Genomic DNA, 18284 nt, shown 5'->3' with positions numbered 1-18284 from the left:
GGCCGGGCCCATGGCATGGGGCCCGGCCCGGTATCCCGCTCGGGTCCGCGCCCCGCTCTGGACAACAACAGTTAACAGTCTTAATAATAAGCGCCAACGTTGATGGCTGTGGATGTCGTCCGGGTGTGGAGGATGCCGTGAAGCGTTCCAGATCTCTGGTCTTGTCGCTGGTCACCGCGCTGACCGCGGCGGTGGGGGCGGTGTGGGTGGCGTTGCCGGCGTTCGCCGCCGGGGCCACCGCCAGCTTCGTGAAGACCTCCGACTGGGGGTCGGGCTGGGAGGGGAAGTACACCATCACCAACGGGGGCGGCTCGACCGTCAACGGGTGGAGCGTCAGCTTCGACCTGCCGGCCGGCACCACCGTCGGCAGCTACTGGGACGCGCTGCTGACCTCCTCCGGGCAGCGGCACACGTTCACCAACCGGTCCTGGAACGGCAGCATCGCGCCGGGCGCCTCGGTCTCCTTCGGCTTCCTGGGCAGCGGCCCCGGCGCCCCGACCAACTGCCTGCTCAACGGCGCGCCCTGCGGTGGCGGTGGCACCCCGACCACCCCGCCGCCCACCACCACGCCGCCGCCCACCACCCCGCCCCCCACCACGCCGCCGCCGACCACCGGCCTGCCGAAGCACATCCTCACCGGCTACTGGCACAACTTCGACAACCCGGCGGCCGAGCTGCGGCTGCGCGACGTGCCCGCCGAGTACGACGTGGTCGCGGTCGCCTTCGCCGAGGCCACCGCCACCCCGGGAGCGGTCGCCTTCGCGGTCGACCCGGGGCTGTCGGCCGCGCTCGGCGGGTACACCGACGCCGACTTCTCCGCCGACGTGCGCACCCTGAAGAGTCGGGGCAAGAAGGTGATCATCTCGGTCGGTGGCGAGACCGGCCGGGTCGCGGTCAACGACGCCGCCTCCGCCGCCGCCTTCAGCGACTCGGTGTACGCGCTGATCCAGCGCTACGGCTTCGACGGGGTCGACATCGACCTGGAGAACGGGCTCAACCCGACCTACATGGCGCAGGCGCTGCGCTCACTCCGGTCGCGGGTCGGGGCCAACCTGATCATCGCGATGGCCCCGCAGACCATCGACATGCAGTCACCCGGCAGCAGCTACTTCAAGCTGGCGCTGGACATCAAGGACATCCTCACCGTGGTGAACACCCAGTTCTACAACTCCGGGGCGATGCTCGGCTGCGACAACAACGCCGCGTACAGCCAGGGGACGGTGAACTTCATCGTCGCGCTGGCCTGCATCCAGTTGGAGGCCGGGCTCCGCCCGGACCAGGTGGGCCTCGGCCTGCCGGCCGGACCGGGCGCGGCGGGCGGCGGCATCGTCGCGCCGAGCGTGGTGAACGCCGCGCTGGACTGCCTGGCCCGGGGCACCAACTGCGGCAGCTTCCGCCCGCCGCGCACCTACCCCGGCCTCCGCGGGGCGATGACCTGGTCGGTCAACTGGGACGTCACCAACAACAACGCCTTCGCCCGCACCGTCGCCCCCCACCTCGACACGCTGCCCTGACGCGGATCAGGCGGTCGTGGTGCCCGGTCGCGCCGGGCGCCACGACCGCGTGGTCGCCGCGGTCAGCGGGTGGCGCCGACGCGGCGGGAGCGGCGGCGCCGGGTCTTCTTCACGACCCACCAGGCGATCATGAGGACGAAGACGGCGACGATGGCGTAGTCGAACCAGTTGCTGTACTTCTCCACCTGCTGCCAGCGGGAGCCGAGCGCGAAGCCGAGCCCGACGAAGAGCGAGTTCCAGATGCCACTGCCCACCGTGGTCAGCAGGACGAACTCGGCCAGCGGCATCCGGTTCGCCCCGGCGGGAACGGAGACCAGGCTGCGGACCACCGGCACCATCCGGCCGAAGAACACCGCCCAGCGGCCGTGCCGCTCGAACCAGCGGTCGGCCTTCTCGAGGTCGTCCAGGTCGACCAGGGGGAGCCGGTCCAGCCAGCGCTTCAGCCGGTCCTCGCCGACCACCGCGCCCAGCCAGTACAGCACGAGCGCGCCGAGCAGCGAGCCGGCGGTGGCGGCGACCACCACCAGCACCACGTTGAACCGTCCCTCGCCGGCCAGGTAGCCGGCCATCGCCAGGACGATCTCGCTCGGGATCGGCGGGACGATGCTCTCCAGGGCGACCAGCAGGGCCACCCCGACCGCGCCGGCCGCGTCGATGATCCCCGCCACCCAGCCGGTCAACCCGCCGAGTCGGGTCGGGTCGACATTCTCGGCGAGGGCCATGGCGATCCTTTCCGCCGTCCGGGAAGGGGGATCTGGATCCTCTACCCGGTGTCCGGGCCACCACACCTCACGGTGATCGCGGCCACCGCCGGGTTCACTCCGGGTGCAGCGCGGCGTCGGCCGGGCCCCGGCGCCAGCCGGTGAACCGGACCCGCAGCCCGCCCCGGGTCGGCGAGCAGCAGTACGGCCCGGCCGTCGCCGCCGCCTCCGGCGCCAGCGGGGCGAGCCGGACCAGCCGCCACGGCCCCCCGTCCGCCCGGGCCCGTACGGTCAGCGCGTCGCCGGCGCGGCTCGCCCGGACGGTGATCTCCCGCCCGACCCACTCCGGCACCGGGGCGACCGACCAGTCGGAGACCTCCCGGGTCACCACCGCGCCGAGCTGCGGCTGGCCGTCGCTGATCTCGACCCCGGCCTTCACCCAGTTCCGCTCGTCCACCCGGACCAGCACTCCGGCCTGGTCGAACTGCTCCGTGTAGTCGAGCCGGAAGCTCACCTCCACCGCGCTGCCGGCGGGCAGCGGGGCGAGCAGCGCCGAGCCGTCGTCGTGCACGAAGCCGTAGCTGGTGTGCCGCCACAGGTCGCTGCCCTCGGCCGGCTCGACGAGCAGGCCTCCGGAGTCGGGGGTGAACCGGACCGGCGGGTTCAGCCAGTCCCCGGTGGACCAGTCGACCGGGGCGGGGGTGGGGTTCATGACCGGCACCGTACCGCCGCGCGGGTGTTTGCCGGGCGGACGGATCGGAGAAGGTAGTTCGGCATGGCTGACCGGTGGTACTCGGAGGCGGTCGTCTACTGCCTCGACATCGACACGTACGCGGACTCCGACGGCGACGGCGTCGGCGACATCCGGGGGCTGCTCGGCCGGCTGGACTACCTGGCCCGGCTGGGCGTGACCTGCCTGTGGCTGCACCCGATCCACCCGTCGCCCAACCGGGACGACGGCTACGACGCCACCGACTTCTACAACGTGGACCCCCGGTTCGGCACCCTCGGCGACTTCGCCGAGCTGCTGCACCAGGCACGCAACCGCGGCATCCGGGTGATCATCGACCTGGTGGTGAACCACACCTCGGACCAGCACCCGTGGTTCCAGTCGGCCCGCTCCTCACCGGACTCGCCGTACCGGGACTGGTACGTCTGGTCGGAGCACGAGCCGGACGACCGCCACCAGGGCATGGTCTTCCCCGGCGAGCAGAACGAGACCTGGACCTACGACGAGACCGCCAGGGCCTGGTTCTACCACCGGTTCTACAAGTTCCAGCCGGACCTCAACTTCGCCAACCCCCGGGTGCGCGAGGAGGTCAAGAAGGTCATGTCGTTCTGGCTCCAGCTCGGCGTCTCCGGGTTCCGGATGGACGCGGTGCCGTTCATCATCGAGCTGACCGAGCCGGGCAACCCGAACTCCCCGAAGGACTTCGAGTTCCTCACCGAGCTGCGCCAGCACGTGCAGTGGCGCCGCGGCGACGCCGTCCTGCTGGCCGAGGCGAACGTCGAACCCGACCAGCTGCCGACCTTCTTCGGCGACGCCGGCGGCTCGGCGAACCGGCTGCACATGCTCTTCGACTTCATGCTCAACGGCCGGCTGATGCTGGCCCTGGCCCGGCAGGACCCGGAGCCGGTCATCGAGGCGCTGCGGGACACCCCGGCGCTGCCCGAGGGCGGGCAGTGGGCCACCTTCCTGCGCAACCACGACGAGATCGACCTCTCCCGGCTCACCGCCGAGCAGCGCAACCAGGTGTACGCGGAGTTCGGCCCGGACGAGAACATGCGGATCTACGACCGGGGCATCCGCCGCCGGCTCGCCCCGATGCTCGGCAACGACCGCCGCCGCATCGAGCTGGCGTACTCGCTGCAGTTCTCGCTGCGCGGCACGCCGGTGCTGCGCTACGGCGAGGAGATCGGCATGGGCGAGGACCTGTCACTGCCCGGCCGGGAGGCGATCCGTACCCCGATGCAGTGGTCGTACCAGCCGAACGCCGGCTTCTCCACGGCGGACCCGGAGAAGCTGGTCCGCCCGGTGATCGACAAGGGTGACTACCGCTACGACAAGGTCAACGTGACCGCCCAGCGGAGCGACCCGAAGTCGCTGCTCGCCTGGTTCGAGCGGATGATCCGTACGCTCCGGGAGGCCCCGGAGGTGGGCTCCGGCTCGACCACCCACATCGACGTGCCGACGCCGGCCGGGGTGCTGGCGCACCGGGCCGACGGGCCGACGGGGACGATGGTCTTCCTGCACAACCTGGGCACCACCGACGCCGAGGTGGACCTCGGCCTGCTGGCGCCGGAGGCGGACCTGCCCATCGACGTGCTCGCCGACCGCAACTACGAGCCGGTGGGCAAGCTGGACCGGCTCAAGCTCGCCGGCTACGGCTACCGCTGGATCCGGCTGTGCCGCGGCCGGGCGCTCTGACCGTGCCCCGCCCGGCCGGGCGGGCGCGGCCGGTCCCGGCTGAGCGGGCCGGCGCCGGCCGGGTACGCCTGGGTTAAGCTCCTTCGATCGAGCCCAAGTTACCGGGAGGTAATCATGTCGGAGGAGCCCCGCGTCGCCATCGTCACCGGAGCCGCGCGCGGTATCGGCGCGGCCACCGCGCGCCGGCTGGCCGCCGACGGGATGGCGGTCGCCGTCGTCGACATCGAGGAGTCGGCGACCAAGGAGACCGTCGACGCGATCGCCGCCGCCGGTGGCCGGGCGCTCGGCGTCGGCGCCGACGTGGCCGACCGGGCGCAGGTCGAGGCGGCCGTCGAGCGGGTCGCCGCCGAGCTGGGCGCGCCGACCGTGCTGGTCAACAACGCCGGCGTGCTCCGCGACAACCTGCTGTTCAAGATGAGCGACAGCGACTGGGACACCGTCATGGGCGTCCACCTGCGCGGCGCGTTCCTGTTCAGCCAGGCCACCCAGAAGCACATGGTCGAGCGGAAGTGGGGCCGGATCGTCAACCTCTCCAGCACCTCCGCGCTGGGCAACCGGGGGCAGGCGAACTACTCCGCCGCCAAGGCCGGCCTGCAGGGCTTCACCAAGACCCTCGCCATCGAGCTGGGCCCGTTCGGGGTGACCGTCAACGCGGTCGCGCCGGGCTTCATCGTCACCGACATGACCGCGGCCACCGCGGCCCGGATGAAGGTGGACTTCGAGGCACTGCAGAAGCACGCCGAGTCGGAGATCCCGGTCCGCCGGGTGGGCCGGCCGGAGGACGTCGCGCACACCATCTCGTTCCTGGCCAGCGAGGGCGCGTCCTTCGTCTCCGGCCAGGTCGTCTACGTCGCCGGCGGGCCCAGGGACTGACCCGCGCACCACCCCGGCGGGCGCCGCCCGCCGGGGCTCAGGCCGGGTCGTGCCGGGTGCGCCAGAGCCAGGTCAGGCCGAGCACCGGGAGCACCAGCGGGATGTAGCCGTACCCGCTGCCGAACTGCGACCAGACCGTCTCGTCGGGGAAGAGTTTTGGGTCGACGAGGCTGAGGACGCCCACGCCGAGCACCCCGACCAGCTCCACCGAGCAGCAGGCCAGCGCCAGGCGCCGGCCGGCGGCGCCGGCCCGGGCCAGCCCGACCGCGGCCACGATGTAGACCAGCGCCGCCAGCGCGGAGAGCAGGTACGCCACCGGCGCCTCGGCGAACTTCGTGGCGATCTGCAACCCGGCCCGGCTGGTCGCGGCGATCGCGAAGAGCAGGTAGACCGCGATCAGCAGCCGTCCGGGCCCGGTGTTGGTCCGCTTCCGGGCCGCGGTGGGCGCCTCAGCCACCGAGCACCTCCCAGGTCTGCTGCAACCGGACCACCACCACCGGCGTGACCAGGCAGACCGCGCAGACGATCGCCGAGCCCCAGCGGGTCGGCTCCATCCGGGCCAGCACCCAGGCCAGCGGCGGCAGGCAGACCAGCGTCACCAGGTAGCCGGCGAACGCGCCGGGCTCGCCGGGGCGGTCGCCGCCGCCCAGCGCGACCAGCGCCAGCGCCGCCAGCGCGAGCAGCGCCACCTCCAGCACGGCCAGCCCGATCAGCTGTACCCGGTCCGGCGCGCGGTGGCGCAGCGTCGCGACCAGCGCCCAGGCCGCGACGAGCAGCGACAGCACGATGGCGGCGGTGGCCAGGACCCCGTCCACCGGCGAGTTGGCCGCGGTCATCGGCGGGTGCTCGATTCGGTCACCGGGACAGCCTACTAACCCGTGTAGTACTGCCCGCCGCCCCGGTCACCCGCCCGGGGTGAGTGTCGAGGGGGCGGGCGCTGGACGCGGCGACTAGCGTGGATCACGGCCGCGGGCCTCGCCGCGGCGGACGACGACACCGGGGGTTCTCGTGCTGCGGTTCGGCTTGTTCGGCACCGGTCACTGGGCGACGGAGACGCACGGCGCGGCGCTCGACGCGCACCCGAAGACCACGCTGGCCGGAGTCTGGGGGCGCAACCCGGAGAATGTCGCCGCCCTCGCCAGCCGCTTCGGGGTGCCCGCCTTCGACGACGTCGACGCGCTGATCGACGCCTGCGACGCGATCGCCGTCGCGCTCCCGCCGGACGTGCAGGCCGACATCGCGGCGCGGGCGGCCACCGCCGGCCGGCACCTGCTGCTGGACAAGCCGCTCGCGCTCAGCCTCGCCGACGCCGACCGGGTGGTCGAGGTCGCCCAGCAGTCCGGGGTGGCCTCGGTCGTGTTCTTCACCCAGCGCTACCACCCGGACGTGACGGCGTTCCTCGCCTCGATCGCGGCGGCCGGGGGCTGGCAGCACGCCCGGGCGACGATGTTCGCCTCGATCTACCAGCCCGACAGCCCGTACGGCGGGTCGCTGTGGCGGCGGGAGCACGGCGCGCTGTGGGACGTCGGCCCGCACGCGCTGTCGACCCTGCTGCCGGTGCTGGGCCGGGTGGACCGGGTGGCCGCGGCCGACGGCCCGAGCGGGATCGTGCACCTGCTGCTCACCCACTCCGGCGGGGCGACCAGCACCGTCTCGCTCACCCTGGACGCGCCGGCCGAGGCGAGGACCCGCGAGTTCGTCTTCTACGGCGAGAACGGCATCGAGACCGTCCCGGCCGGGCAGGGGAGCGCGGTGGACGCGTACCGGGTGGCCATCGACCAGTTGCTGGAGGAGATCGAGGCGGGCACCCGGGACCACCGCTGCGACGTCCGCTTCGGTCGCGAGGTGGTCGCCGTCCTCACCGCCGCCGAGACCGCCCGCCGCAACGCCTGCACCATCACCGTCCCCGCCTGACCACCCCACCCCCACCCCCACCCGCCCGGGGCGCCCCCAGCCCCCACCTCGCCCCCAGTTGATCGTGAAGTTCGCGTCACGCGCTCCGGCGTGTCGTGACCGAAACCCCATGATCAACAGGCAGGACGGCGGGGCGGCCGGGGGGTGGGAAAAGTGGGTGGTCGGGGTGGGGGTGTGGGAGCTAGGGTGCGGGCATGTTCGCGCACGCTCTGATCGAGGGGGTCGGCACGCCGGCCGCCTTCGGGCCGCTGCTGGTGGCCCGCCCGCGAGTCCGGCGTCCGGCCCTGGCCGGCCGGGACGCGACCCGCGCCTGATCCACCTCCCGCACGCAGCGCCACCCCGCCCGGGCACCACCCGGGGGTGACCTGCCGCCCCGGGCACCCGCCCGGCGTGCCGTGCTGTCCGCGCCGAACCGTCCCGTGCCATCACCCAGGGCCGTCCGAGTCCCCGACCACCCGGACAGGCCCGATTCCGGCCGCCTGTCCGTACCGTCGCCCACCGGCGACAGACAGGACGACGACCCGTGGCGCCCCGCCGTACCCGAGCAACCGAACGCGACCGGTCCCGTCGCGTACTCTCCCAGAACTTCCTCGCCGACCCGGCCGCGATCGCGCGGATGGTCCGGGCGGCCCGCCCCGACCCCGACCGGCTGGTGCTGGAGGTGGGCGCCGGCCGCGGCCAGCTGACCCGGCCGCTGGCCGCCCGCTGCCGGCGCCTGGTCGCGTACGAGGTGGATCCGGTGGCCGGCGCGGAGCTGGCCGCGACCTGCGCGGCGCTGCCCAGCGTGACCCACCGGCAGGCCGACTTCCTGGCCACCGAGCCGCCGCCGGAGCCGTTCGAGGTGGTCGGCAACATTCCCTGGTCACTCACCTCGGCCGTGGTCCGCTGGTGCCTGGCCGCCCCGGGGCTGCGCGCGGCGACGCTGCTCACCCAGCTGGAGTACGCCCGCCGGCGCAGCGGCGACTACGGCCGGTGGACCCGGCTCACCGTGTCGACCTGGCCGGAGTTCGGGTGGCGGCTGGCCGGGCGGGTGCCCCGCACCGCGTTCCGGCCGGTGCCCCGGGTGGACGCCGGCATCCTGCGCCTGGAACGACGGTCCGAGCCGCTGCTGCCCCCGGCGGCGCTGCCCGCTTACCGCCGGATGGTGGAGACCGGGTTCGACGGTGTCGGCGGCTCGCTCGCGGCCTCGCTGGCGCGGCACCACCCGCGGGCCCGGCTGGCCGCGGCGCTGCGGGCGACCCGGCTCGACCCGGGCACCCCGGTCGGGCACGTCTGGCCGGAGCAGTGGCTGGTGCTGTTCCGCCTGCTGCACGCGCGCTGACCGGCGACCCGGCCGGCCCCACGGGCACGTCGAGGGGCCGGCCGGCGTCAGGCCAGGGTGTTGAGCGCCTCGCTGAGCTCGGCCGGGTCGTCGAACTGCTCCGCCGGCAGCGCCCGCAGCATCTGGAGCATCTCGGTGCTGGCCCCGTTCTCCTGACCCCAGCGGACCAGGTCCTCGCGGGAGACCGGGTAGTCGAGCCCGGCCAGGTACTCCTGCAACTGCACCCCGGTGACGGTCATGTCCGCCGGCTACCCGCCCAGCCGTCGGACACACCACCCCGGGGCCGCCCGGCCGCCGGTTTGCCCGCCCGACCCGCCGGGTAGCCGCGGGCATGCTGGTTCAGCGGCTCGGCGCGCCGAGCGACTTCGACCCGTTGCTGGAACGCGTCCGGGACGCCCGGATAGTGATGATCGGCGAGGCGACGCACGGCAGCTACGACTACTACCGGCTCCGCGAGCAGCTCACCCGGCGGTTGATCGCCGAGTGCGGCTTCTCCTTCGTGGCGGTGGAGGGGGACTGGCCGGACTGCGACCGGGTGCACCGCTCGGTCACCGGGGCACCGGGTGGCGTGGTCGAGCCGGTGACCGCGCTGGAGCGGTTCGAACGCTGGCCGACGTGGATGTGGGCGAACGCCGAGGTGGCCCGCTTCTGCCGCTGGTTGCGGGCGTGGAACCTGGAACGGCCCGAGGGGGCCCGGGCCGGGTTCCACGGCCTCGACGTCTACAGCCTGTGGGAGTCGATGCAGGCGATCTTCGACTACCTGGGCGAGGAGGACCCGGCGTCGCTGGAGGCGGCCCAGGACGCGTACCGCTGCTTCGAGCCGTACGGCAAGCGGGTCGAGGAGTACGGGGCGGCCAGCCGGTTCGTCTCCGCCCGGTGCGAGGAAGAGGTGGTCCGGCTGCTGGCGCGGACCCGGGAACAGGCCGCGGCGGACGGCGCGGACAGCTTCTCGGTCTGGCAGAACGCCGAGGTGGTGGCCGGCGCCGAGCGCTACTACCGGGCGATGGTGGCCGGCGGGCCGGAGTCGTGGAACGTCCGGGACATCCACATGGCGGACACCCTGGACCGGCTGCTGGACCGTTACGGCCCGGACTCGCGGGGGATCGTCTGGGCGCACAACACCCACGTCGGCGACGCCCGGGCCACCGACATGGCCGCCGACGGGATGACCAACATCGGCCAGCTGGGTCGGGAGCGGCACGGCGCGGACGAGGTGGTCCTGGTCGGCTTCGGCAGCTACCGGGGCAACGTGGTCGCCGCGCCCCGCTGGGGTTCGCCGGCCGAGGCGATGGTGGTGCCGCCGGCCCGTCCCGGCTCGATCGAGCGGCGGCTGCACGAGCTGATGCCGGAGCGGGCGGTGCTGGTCTTCGGCGGCGACGACCAGCCCGGCTGGGTCACCGACACCGTCGACCACCGGGCGATCGGGGTGGTCTACGACCCGTCCTTCGAGTCGTGGGGCAACTACGTGCCGACCCGGCTGGGGGAGCGGTACGACGCGTTCATCTGGTGCGACGAGGCGACCGCCCTGCACCCGCTGCCGGCACTCGGCGCGCCGGGCGAGATGGAGACCTACCCGGCCGGCGTCTGAGCGGGCGAGCCCTCCGCAGCCGGCGCGACCCGAAAGACGCCCGCCCGGGCGGCCGCCAGCGCGGCGTCGGCGGCCCGGTCGGCGGTCGCCGGGTCGATCGGCTCCCCGCTGACGAAGAGCCGGTAGTAGAGCGGGGCGACGGCCACCCGGACCACCTCGGCGGCGTCGGTGCCGGCGGGCAGTTCACCCCGCGCGACCGCCCGCCGCACCACCGGCGCCGACTGCTCGTGCCGGGCGGCGAGGAAGGCGTGCAGGGCGCGGGCGGCCGCCGGATTCTGCACCGCCGCCGAGACGAAGGCCGTCGCGACCGGCCCGGTCTCCGGGTCGGTGAACCCGGCCAGCACCTCCCGGGTCAGCGCCCGCAGGTCGGTGGCGAGGTCGCCGGTGTCCGGGACCGGCCACGGCTCGCCGGCGGCCAGTTCCAGGGCGTCGGTGATCAGTCCCTCGACGCTGCCCCAGCGCCGGTAGACGGTGGTCTTGTGCACGCCGGAGCGTTCGGCGACCGCGTCGACGGTCAGCCCCTGGTAGCCCTTCTCGGCCAGTTCGGCCAGGGTGGCCGCGCGGACGGCGGCGCGTACCCGGGCGGTGCGGCCGCCGGGGCGGGCGGCGCGGTCGGCAGGCAAAAGCAACTCCAGTTGCGTTAGGGCGGAACGGCAGGCATCCTGGATGCTATCGCAACACGAGTTGCTTTTAGGGGTGCCGTGCCGCCGCTCGGCGGAGAGGAGTCGCATGACCACCGTTCCGGACCCGACGACCCGCCACCCCCTGCCCGGCTTCGACCGGGTCGCCTTCCTCAAGCCCGTGGTCACCTCGCCGACGATCGAGGTCGGGGAGTACACCTACTACGACGACCCGGCCGGGCCGGCCGACTTCGAGCGGCTCAACGTGCTCTACGCGTACGGGCCGGAGCGGTTGGTCATCGGCCGGTACTGCGCGATCGCCACCGGCACCCGGTTCCTGATGGCCGGCGGAGCCCATCCCACGGTCGGGGTCTCCACCTACCCGTTCGCGATGTTCGAGGGCGCCTGGCGGGACGCCACGCTGGACCTCGCCATGGGCATGCCGAGCCGGGGTGACACCGTGGTCGGCAACGACGTCTGGTTCGGCTACGGCTGCCTGGTCATGCCCGGCGTACGGATCGGCGACGGCGCGATCGTCGCGGCCGGGTCGGTGGTGACGGCCGACGTCGAGCCGTACAGCGTGGTCGGCGGGAACCCGGCGCGGCCGATCCGGCGGCGCTTCGCCGAGGACGACGTGCGGCGGCTGCTCGACCTCGCCTGGTGGAACTGGCCGGCGGAGCAGGTGGCCCGGCACGCCCGGATCATCATGGCCGGCACCCCCGCCGAGCTGGAGCGGGCCGTGCGCGGCTGACCGGACCGCGGCGCGGCGGCGAGTCGCTCCGACCGCCTGCCGCGCCTCCCCGCGCCTCCTGGCTGGTGCTGGCCTGCCCGCTGGTCGGGGTGCACCTGGTGGCCGGCACGCACCCGGTAGGTGGCCGCGGACGGGCCCGCCCGGCGACGCCGGGCGGGCCCGTCCGCGCTGTCGGCCGGCTCAGCCGCGCGGGCCGACCGCGGCCGGTTCGTGCAGGTGGGCGCGGAGGCCCTCGCCCTCGACGTCCACGTTGGGCAGCGCCCGGTCGAGCCAGCGCGGCAGCCACCACGCCCCCCTGCCGAGCAGCGACATCACCGCCGGGACGATGGTCATCCGCACCACGAAGGCGTCGATCGCGACGCCGACGGCGAGCGCGAAGCCCATCGACTTGATCACCGGGTCGTCGAGGAAGACGAAGCCCCCGAAGACCGAGATCATGATCAGGGCGGCGGCGGTGACCACCCGGGCACCGTGCCCCATCCCGTTGATGGTGGCCTGGTGGGCGGTGTCGCCGTGCACGAAGTCCTCGCGCATCCGGGAGACCAGGAAGACCTCGTAATCCATCGCCAGGCCGAACAGGATGCCGATCAGCAGGATCGGCAGGAAGCTGATCAGCGGGCCGGGCGTGTCCAGGCCGGCCAGGTCGGCGAGGTGACCCTGCTGGAACACCGCCACCGTGATGCCGAAGGTCGCGGCAACGGTGAGCAGGAAGCCGGCCGCGGCCTTGACCGGCACCAGCAGCGACCGGAACACCAGCATCAGCAGCAGCACCGAGAGCCCGACCACCAGCAGCAGGTAGACCGGCAGCGCGTCGGAGAGCTTGTCCGAGACGTCGATGCCGATCGCGGTGACGCCGGTCAGCAGCACGTCCGCGTTCGGGATCCCGCCGACCGCGGCCCGGACGTCGTGGACCAGCGTCTCGGTCGCCGCGTCGGTCGGGCCGGTCTTCGGCACGACCCCGAGCAGCGCGGTCCGGCCGTCCGGGCTGAGCTGCGGCGGAGCCACCGCGAGGACGTTGTCGGTGCGCTGGACCAGCGCGGTCACCTGCGGTACGGCGGCGGCGGTGTCCTGCGCGGTGTCACCGGCGACGACCACCGCCAGCCGGCCGGTGAAGCCCGGCCCGAAGCCCTCGGTGATCAGGTCGTTCGACACCCGGGCCGGGGAGCCGGCCGGGGCGGTGCCGGCGTCGGGCAGGGCCAGCCGCATGTCCGGCGCCGGGAGCGCGAGCAGCCCGAGCCCGAGCAGGCCGACCAGGATGACCGGCACCCGGAACCGGGTGACCGCGCGGGCCCAGCGGAACCCGAAGCCGGACCGGTCCTCGGCCGGCGCGGGCGGGCGCTCCCCGTCCGTCGCGATGTCCCCGGCCCGCGCCGCGGCGCGCAGCTTGCGGGGGAGCACCCGGCTGCCGGCGAAGCCGAGCAGCGCCGGCTGGAGGGTGATCGCCACCAGCACGGCCACGGTGACCGTGCCGGCGGCGGCCAGACCCATCACGGTGAGGAACGGGATGTCGACCACGGCCAGCCCGGCCAGGGCGATGACCACGGTGGCGCCGGCGAAGACCACCGCCGAACCGGCAGTGCCCACCGCGCGGCCGACCGCCTCGTCCGGAGGCAGGCCGTCCAGCAGGTTCTGCCGGTGCCGGGAGGTGATGAAGAGCGAGTAGTCGATGCCGACGGCCAGGCCGAGCATCAGGGCGAGGATCGGTGCGGTGCTGGTCAGCTCGACCACGTCGCTGAGCGCGAAGAGGCCGGCCATCCCGACGCCCACCCCGATCAGCGCGTTGAGCATGGTCATCCCGGCCGCCACCAGCGACCCGAAGGTGATCACCAGGACGATCGCGGCGACCAGCACGCCGAGCGCCTCGGTCGAGCCGACCTCGGGCTCGCTGTTGAGCACCTCACCGCCCGGGGCGACCTGCCAGCCCCGCTCCTCGGCCGGCGCGCCGATCTTCTCGTACGCCGCGCGCTGCTCGTCGGTGACCTCGTCGGCGCCGGTGGCGAACTGGACCTGGACCAGCGCGTACCGGCCGTCCGGGGTGACCGCCCGGGCCTGGAACGGGTCGACCGCGGCGACCACGCCGGGCAGCGCCGCCGCCTCCCTGGTGATCTCCCCGACCACGGCCTGCCCCTCGGGCGTGCCGAGTTGGCCGTCGGCCGGCGCCTTGACCGCGATGGTGCCGGTGGCCCCGCTGGCGTCCGGGAACTGCTCGGCGAGCAGGTCGAGCGCGCGCTGGGACTCCGTGCCGGGCATGGTGAAGTTGCTCGCCGTCGGGCCGCGCAGGGTCGCGGCGGCCAGGCCGAAGCCGACGAGTACGACGAGCCAGATCGCCGCGACGAGTCGCCGCCGGCGCAGCGCGCCCCGGCCGAGCCGGTAGAGCAGGGTCGCCATGAAGGTTTCCTTGTCCTCGGTCGTGGGTGGATGGACGGGTCAGTCCAGGGGGACGAGGCCGCGCCGGATCAGCGCCAGCAACGCCGGGCGCAGCTCGGCGTCGGGCACGTCGACGAACTCCGCGCACGCCTCCGGGATGCCGGCGAGCAGCACGAACGCGGCGATCCGGGCGTCCGGCCGGTCGCAGTTCCCGGCGAACGCGTCGCGCAGCCGTTCGGAGATGCGCTGGATGTGCGCGAACGCCGGCTGCTGGAGCAGCTCCGGGAACTCGCCGCGGAGCAGTGTGATCTCCCGCCGGAACCGGACGGCCAGGTCGACGAAGCCCTCGGCGGCGATCCGCTGGGCGGCCGCACCGGTCTGCCCGGCGATCCGCTCGTCCAGCGCCTGGAGCACCTCGATCGCCGGAGCCATCAGCTCGGTGAGGATGGCGTCCTTGTTGGCGAAGTGGTAGAGCACGGCCGCCTTGGAACAGCCCACCTCGCGGGCGATGTCCTGCAACGACGTGCCCCGGTAGCCGCTGACCGCGAACCGCCGCGCCGCCGCGGCGAGGATCTCGTCCCGCGTCTCCGGTACCGCCCGTGCCATGCCGGTCACCCCCTTCCGAACCAGCATGCCTGACCGATCGGTCAGGTGCTGACCGATCGGTCAGATGGGTCGGGTGGCGTTTGCCACAGCGGGGCTACCGGCGGCGCGGGCCTAGCTCGGGACGCCGTGCTCCCGGTCGTACGCGGCCCGCGCCTCGGCGATCGCCGTGCGGTGCCGTTCGGCCCAGTTGGTGAGGGCGACCAGCGACCCGTAGAGCTCCAGGGCGATCGGGGTGGCGGTGTACTCCACCCTGGGCGGCACGGTGGGGTAGACCCGCCGGTGCAGCAGGCCGTCGCGCTCCAGGTTGCGCAGGGTCAGCGTGAGCATCCGCCGGCTGATCCCCTCCACGCAGCGCTCCAGCTCGGTGAAGCGCACCGGGCCCTGGGACGCGGCGACCAGGATGCCGATGCTCCACTTGCCGCCCACCCGGTCGAGCACCTCGCGGACCGTGCAGGCCCGCGCCTGGTCCGGGGTGAAGGGCAGGTCGCCGACCCCGCACGACTGGCTCCGGTCGCCGGTCACGGGCACATCGCTGTTCCCCTGGGACATCAAAGTGCCTCCTTACGCTCCGCCTAATAGTCACAGAGGATGTCTCCGGTAACAAACCATGCACCTAGGGGGCTCCGATGACCCGCACCGATCCGTCCCGCTGGCCCGCGCTGCTCGTGCTCTGCGCCGGCAGCCTCATGATCATCCTCGACGGCAGCATCGTCGCGGTGGCGCTGCCCGCCATCCAGCGGGACCTCGGCTTCACCGCCACCGGCCTGGCCTGGGTGGTCAACGCCTACCTGGTCGCCTTCGGCGGGCTGCTGCTGCTCGCCGGGCGCCTCGGCGACCTGCTCGGCCGCCGGCAGGTCTTCCTCGCCGGGGTCGCGCTCTTCACCCTCGCCTCGTTGCTCTGCGCGGTGGCGACCGGGCCGGCGGTGCTGGTCGTCGCGCGGTTCGCCCAGGGCGTCGGCGGGGCGCTCACCATGGCGGTCAGCCTCGGCATGATCGTCCGGCTCTTCCCGGAACCGGCCGAGCGGGCCCGGGCGATCGCGGTGTTCAGCTTCACCGGGGCCGCCGGCTCCTCGATCGGCATGCTGGCCGGCGGCGTGCTCACCGACCTCGCGGGCTGGCCCGCGATCTTCCTGATCAACCTGCCGATCGGGCTGGTCATCCTGGTCGCCGCGGTGCGCCGGATCGCGCCGGACCGGGGGGTCGGGCTGCGCGCCGGCCTGGACGTGCTCGGCGCGGCGCTGGTCACCGCCGGACTGATGGCCGCCGTGCTGGCGATCGTCGGCACCGGCGAGCACGGCTGGACCTCGGCCCGGACGCTCGGCGCCGCCGGCCTCGCCGCCGCCCTGCTCGGCGGCTTCGCGCTCCGCCAGCGAACGACCGCCACCCCGCTGCTGCCGCCCCGGCTGCTGCGCGCCCCCGACCTGGTCGCCGCGAACGCGGTCCAGTTCCTCATGGTCGCCGCGTTCTTCGGCTTCCAGTTCCTGCTCGCCCTGGAGCTCCAGCTGGTCCTCGGGCTGGACGCGGCGGCCACCGGGCTGGCCTTCCTGCCCACCCCGGTGATGATCGCGGTGGTCTCGCTCGGCCTCGCCGGCCGGCTGGTGGCCCGGTTCGGCGCCCGGGCGGTGCTGCTCACCGGGCTGGCGCTCGCCGTGGTCGGGTTCCTGCTGCTGGCCCGGCTGCCGGTCGACGGCGGCTACCCGGTCGACGTGCTCCCCGCGATCCTGGTCTTCGGCGCCGCCGGCGGGCTGACGCTGCCGGCGGTGACCACGCTGGCCATGGCCGGCGCCGGCGAGGCGGACGCCGGGCTCGCGTCGGGGCTGGCGAACACCACCCAGCAGGTCGGCGGCGCGGTCGGGCTGGCCGCGCTCGCCACCCTGGCCGCCAGTCGCACCGACGGCCTGCGGGGTGCCGGCTGGGCGGAGACCGCCGCCCTCGCCGCCGGCTACCGGACCGCCTTCGCCGTGGCCGCCGCCCTGGTCACCGCGGCCCTGCTGCTGGCCCTGACCACCCTCACCCGCCGCCCCACCCCGACCGCGTCCGCCGGCCCCGGCCCCTCCGACCCCCGTGATCTTGCGCTTTCCGCCCCGGCATCTCGGACGAAGGTCGCGAAGTGAGGACCGGACCTGCACGATCGCGGGAGGTCAGCGCGACCCGGCGGCGCGGAGGACGGCGAGCAGGGTGTCGAGGGCGGCGGGGTAGGCGTGCGCGGGCGGGGTGGCGTAGCCGACGACCAGGCCGGGCGGGTGGGCCCCGGGGCGGTGCCGGTGACCGGCCAGGCCGCCCAGGGCCAGACCTCGCCGCTCGGCCTCGGCGAGCAGTTCGGCCTCGCCCGGTCCGTCCGGCGGCAGCTGCAGCAGCGCGTGCAGGCCGGCGGAGACCCCGCCGACGGCGTACCGCCGGCCGGTCCCGTCGAGCCGGTCGAGCAGCAGGTCCCGGCGCCGGCGGTAGTGCCGGCGGACCGCCCGGATCTGCCGGTCGTAGCCGTGGCCGGTGACCAGGTCGGCGAGCGCCAACTGCCCGATCGTCTCCGAGTGCAGGTCCAGGTGCCGCTTCGCCTCCACCACCGGCTCGACCAGCCGGGCCGGCAGCACCAGCCAGGCCAGCCGCAGCGCCGGGCCGAGGGTCTTGGCGGCGGTGCCGACGTACGCCACCTGCTCCGGCGCCGTGCCCTGCACCGCGCCGACCGGCTGCCGGTCGTAGCGGAACTCGCCGTCGTAGTCGTCCTCCACCACCAGCGCGTCCCGCTCCCGCGCCCAGCGGGTCAGCGCGTGCCGGCGCTCGGGCGCCAGCGTTACCCCGGTCGGGTACTGGTGGGCCGGGGTCACCACGACGGCGGCCACGTCGGCCAGCTCACCGGTGCCGAGCAGGTCGGTGCGGGCACCCCGGTCGTCCACCGGCAACGGCAGCACGCTGCCGCCGTGCCGGCGGGCCACCTCCCGGTGGAAGGCGAGCCCCGGGTCCTCCATCGCCAACATCGGCCGGCCCGCGTCGCGGAGCACGCCCACCAGCAGCGCCAGCGCCTGCACGTACCCGGTGGTGACGACGATCCGGTCGGGGTCGGCCAGCACGCCCCGGGCCCGGCCCAGATAACCGGCCAGCGCGGTGCGCAGCTCGATCCGCCCGCGCGGATCGCCGTAGCCGTAGGCGCTCGCCGGGGCGGCGGCCAGCGCCCGCCGGGTGGCGCGCAGCCAGGCGGTGACCGGGAAGGCGGCCACGTCGGGGCTGCCCGGGCGCAGGTCGTAGCGGTGCGCGGCCGGGCCGGGCGGGGCGGCGGCCGGCGGGGGTGCGGCGCGCCGCAGCGGGCTCACCTCGGTGCCGGCGCCCACCCGGGCCACCAGCCACCCCTCGGCGACCAGTTGGTCGTACGCCGCGCTGACCGTGCCCCGGGACAGGCCCAGCTCGGCGGCGAGCGTCCGGGTGGCGGGCAGCCTGGTCGACGGGGCCAGCCGACCGTCCCGGATCGCCTCGCGCAGCGCGCGTTCCAGCCCGGCCCGGCGGCCGGCCGTCGCGTCCAGCTCCAGGTGCAGGTCGACCCCGAAAGCGGCCCAGTCCATCGGCACGGAATTGGAGCTTAGGGCGGGCCGCCGGAGGGCCGACAATC

General features: G+C 74.4%; 16 protein-coding genes and 2 pseudogenes. 8 read left to right on the top strand and 10 right to left on the bottom strand.

Features of this window, described 5'->3' with window-relative positions; translation table 11 throughout:
- Window positions 1-137: 137 nt before the first annotated feature.
- Window positions 138-1514, top strand: a complete 1377-nt coding sequence (locus AC1WTP_RS01720) for a chitinase (RefSeq protein ID WP_481647477.1) — start codon at window positions 138-140, stop codon at window positions 1512-1514.
- Window positions 1515-1576: 62 nt separating this feature from the next.
- Here AC1WTP_RS01720 and AC1WTP_RS01715 read toward each other — a convergent pair whose 3' ends face one another.
- The gene (locus tag AC1WTP_RS01715) at window positions 1577-2236 is read right to left on the bottom strand and encodes a DedA family protein (protein ID WP_481647476.1); all 660 of its coding nucleotides are present in this window, start codon (window positions 2234-2236) and stop codon (window positions 1577-1579) included.
- A gap of 94 nt (window positions 2237-2330) precedes the next feature.
- A complete protein-coding gene (locus AC1WTP_RS01710) occupies window positions 2331-2927 on the bottom strand; it encodes a DUF1349 domain-containing protein (RefSeq protein WP_481647475.1) in 597 nt (198 codons plus the stop codon).
- A 63-nt stretch (window positions 2928-2990) separates the two neighbouring features.
- On the opposite strand from AC1WTP_RS01710, the gene AC1WTP_RS01705 reads away from it, so the two are divergent.
- Window positions 2991-4643, top strand: a complete 1653-nt coding sequence (locus tag AC1WTP_RS01705; RefSeq protein WP_481647474.1) for an alpha-amylase family protein — start codon at window positions 2991-2993, stop codon at window positions 4641-4643.
- Between the two features lie 114 nt (window positions 4644-4757).
- On the top strand, window positions 4758-5516 hold the full coding sequence (gene fabG, locus AC1WTP_RS01700; RefSeq protein ID WP_481647473.1) for a 3-oxoacyl-ACP reductase FabG: 759 nt from the start codon (window positions 4758-4760) through the stop codon (window positions 5514-5516).
- Here fabG and AC1WTP_RS01695 read toward each other — a convergent pair.
- Both AC1WTP_RS01695 and AC1WTP_RS01690 read right to left on the bottom strand, forming a co-directional pair.
- Window positions 5489-5973, bottom strand: a pseudogene (locus tag AC1WTP_RS01695) (hypothetical protein). The gene fabG and the pseudogene AC1WTP_RS01695 overlap by 28 nt on opposite strands.
- Window positions 5966-6375 (bottom strand): annotated as a pseudogene (locus tag AC1WTP_RS01690) (hypothetical protein). Before AC1WTP_RS01690 ends, AC1WTP_RS01695 begins: the two co-directional pseudogenes overlap by 8 nt.
- A gap of 149 nt (window positions 6376-6524) precedes the next feature.
- Here AC1WTP_RS01690 and AC1WTP_RS01685 point away from each other — a divergent pair.
- Together AC1WTP_RS01685 and erm are read left to right on the top strand one after the other, a co-directional pair.
- Entirely contained in the window at window positions 6525-7430 is a 906-nt protein-coding gene (locus AC1WTP_RS01685; RefSeq protein WP_481647472.1) for a Gfo/Idh/MocA family protein, read from the top strand.
- A gap of 523 nt (window positions 7431-7953) precedes the next feature.
- The gene (gene erm / locus AC1WTP_RS01680) at window positions 7954-8751 is read left to right on the top strand and encodes an ErmE/ErmH/ErmO/ErmR family 23S rRNA (adenine(2058)-N(6))-methyltransferase (protein WP_481647471.1); all 798 of its coding nucleotides are present in this window, start codon (window positions 7954-7956) and stop codon (window positions 8749-8751) included.
- 47 nt (window positions 8752-8798) lie between these two features.
- On the opposite strand, the gene AC1WTP_RS01675 is transcribed toward erm, so the two are convergent.
- Complete coding sequence (locus AC1WTP_RS01675) at window positions 8799-8990, bottom strand: DUF2795 domain-containing protein (protein WP_302919253.1); 192 nt, start codon at window positions 8988-8990, stop codon at window positions 8799-8801.
- 92 nt (window positions 8991-9082) lie between these two features.
- Here AC1WTP_RS01675 and AC1WTP_RS01670 point away from each other — a divergent pair, with 92 nt between their 5' ends.
- Entirely contained in the window at window positions 9083-10339 is a 1257-nt protein-coding gene (locus AC1WTP_RS01670) for an erythromycin esterase family protein (protein ID WP_481647470.1), read from the top strand.
- Here the strand turns inward: AC1WTP_RS01670 and AC1WTP_RS01665 are convergent.
- On the bottom strand, window positions 10321-10962 hold the full coding sequence (locus tag AC1WTP_RS01665; RefSeq protein WP_481647469.1) for a TetR/AcrR family transcriptional regulator: 642 nt from the start codon (window positions 10960-10962) through the stop codon (window positions 10321-10323). The genes AC1WTP_RS01670 and AC1WTP_RS01665 overlap by 19 nt on opposite strands.
- 106 nt (window positions 10963-11068) lie before the next feature.
- Here AC1WTP_RS01665 and AC1WTP_RS01660 point away from each other — a divergent pair, with 106 nt between their 5' ends.
- Window positions 11069-11710 (top strand): CatB-related O-acetyltransferase, encoded by a 642-nt coding sequence (locus AC1WTP_RS01660; RefSeq protein WP_481647468.1) that lies wholly within the window; start codon window positions 11069-11071, stop codon window positions 11708-11710.
- A gap of 180 nt (window positions 11711-11890) precedes the next feature.
- Here the strand turns inward: AC1WTP_RS01660 and AC1WTP_RS01655 are convergent, their stop codons facing one another.
- From AC1WTP_RS01655 to AC1WTP_RS01645, 3 genes are all read right to left on the bottom strand, one after another.
- A complete protein-coding gene (locus AC1WTP_RS01655) occupies window positions 11891-14098 on the bottom strand; it encodes an MMPL family transporter (protein WP_481647467.1) in 2208 nt (735 codons plus the stop codon).
- A gap of 39 nt (window positions 14099-14137) precedes the next feature.
- Window positions 14138-14683 carry a TetR/AcrR family transcriptional regulator gene (locus AC1WTP_RS01650; protein ID WP_481647466.1) on the bottom strand — a complete coding sequence of 182 codons (546 nt, stop codon included), beginning with the start codon at window positions 14681-14683 and terminating at the stop codon, window positions 14138-14140.
- 111 nt (window positions 14684-14794) lie between these two features.
- The gene (locus AC1WTP_RS01645) at window positions 14795-15235 is read right to left on the bottom strand and encodes a winged helix-turn-helix transcriptional regulator (RefSeq protein ID WP_481647465.1); all 441 of its coding nucleotides are present in this window, start codon (window positions 15233-15235) and stop codon (window positions 14795-14797) included.
- Between the two features lie 74 nt (window positions 15236-15309).
- Between AC1WTP_RS01645 and AC1WTP_RS01640 the strand changes: the two genes are divergently transcribed.
- Window positions 15310-16797 carry an MFS transporter gene (locus AC1WTP_RS01640; RefSeq protein ID WP_481647464.1) on the top strand — a complete coding sequence of 496 codons (1488 nt, stop codon included), beginning with the start codon at window positions 15310-15312 and terminating at the stop codon, window positions 16795-16797.
- 27 nt (window positions 16798-16824) lie between these two features.
- Here the strand turns inward: AC1WTP_RS01640 and pdxR are convergent, their stop codons facing one another.
- Complete coding sequence (gene pdxR, locus AC1WTP_RS01635) at window positions 16825-18237, bottom strand: MocR-like pyridoxine biosynthesis transcription factor PdxR (protein WP_481647662.1); 1413 nt, start codon at window positions 18235-18237, stop codon at window positions 16825-16827.
- Between the last annotated feature and the right edge of the window lie 47 nt (window positions 18238-18284).

This window comes from Micromonospora sp. R311, from assembly GCF_056780015.1.
This window is presented reverse-complemented; position numbering and strand designations above follow the sequence as displayed.

Coding starts and splice junctions, on each gene's coding strand:
- AC1WTP_RS01715 (WP_481647476.1), bottom strand. CDS start 2,236: ATGGCCCTCGCCGAGAATGTCGACCCGACCCGACTCGGCGGGTTGACC.
- AC1WTP_RS01710 (WP_481647475.1), bottom strand. CDS start 2,927: ATGAACCCCACCCCCGCCCCGGTCGACTGGTCCACCGGGGACTGGCTG.
- AC1WTP_RS01705 (WP_481647474.1), top strand. CDS start 2,991: ATGGCTGACCGGTGGTACTCGGAGGCGGTCGTCTACTGCCTCGACATC.
- fabG (WP_481647473.1), top strand. CDS start 4,758: ATGTCGGAGGAGCCCCGCGTCGCCATCGTCACCGGAGCCGCGCGCGGT.
- AC1WTP_RS01675 (WP_302919253.1), bottom strand. CDS start 8,990: ATGACCGTCACCGGGGTGCAGTTGCAGGAGTACCTGGCCGGGCTCGAC.
- AC1WTP_RS01670 (WP_481647470.1), top strand. CDS start 9,083: ATGCTGGTTCAGCGGCTCGGCGCGCCGAGCGACTTCGACCCGTTGCTG.
- AC1WTP_RS01660 (WP_481647468.1), top strand. CDS start 11,069: ATGACCACCGTTCCGGACCCGACGACCCGCCACCCCCTGCCCGGCTTC.
- AC1WTP_RS01655 (WP_481647467.1), bottom strand. CDS start 14,098: ATGGCGACCCTGCTCTACCGGCTCGGCCGGGGCGCGCTGCGCCGGCGG.
- AC1WTP_RS01650 (WP_481647466.1), bottom strand. CDS start 14,683: ATGGCACGGGCGGTACCGGAGACGCGGGACGAGATCCTCGCCGCGGCG.
- AC1WTP_RS01640 (WP_481647464.1), top strand. CDS start 15,310: ATGACCCGCACCGATCCGTCCCGCTGGCCCGCGCTGCTCGTGCTCTGC.
- pdxR (WP_481647662.1), bottom strand. CDS start 18,237: ATGGACTGGGCCGCTTTCGGGGTCGACCTGCACCTGGAGCTGGACGCG.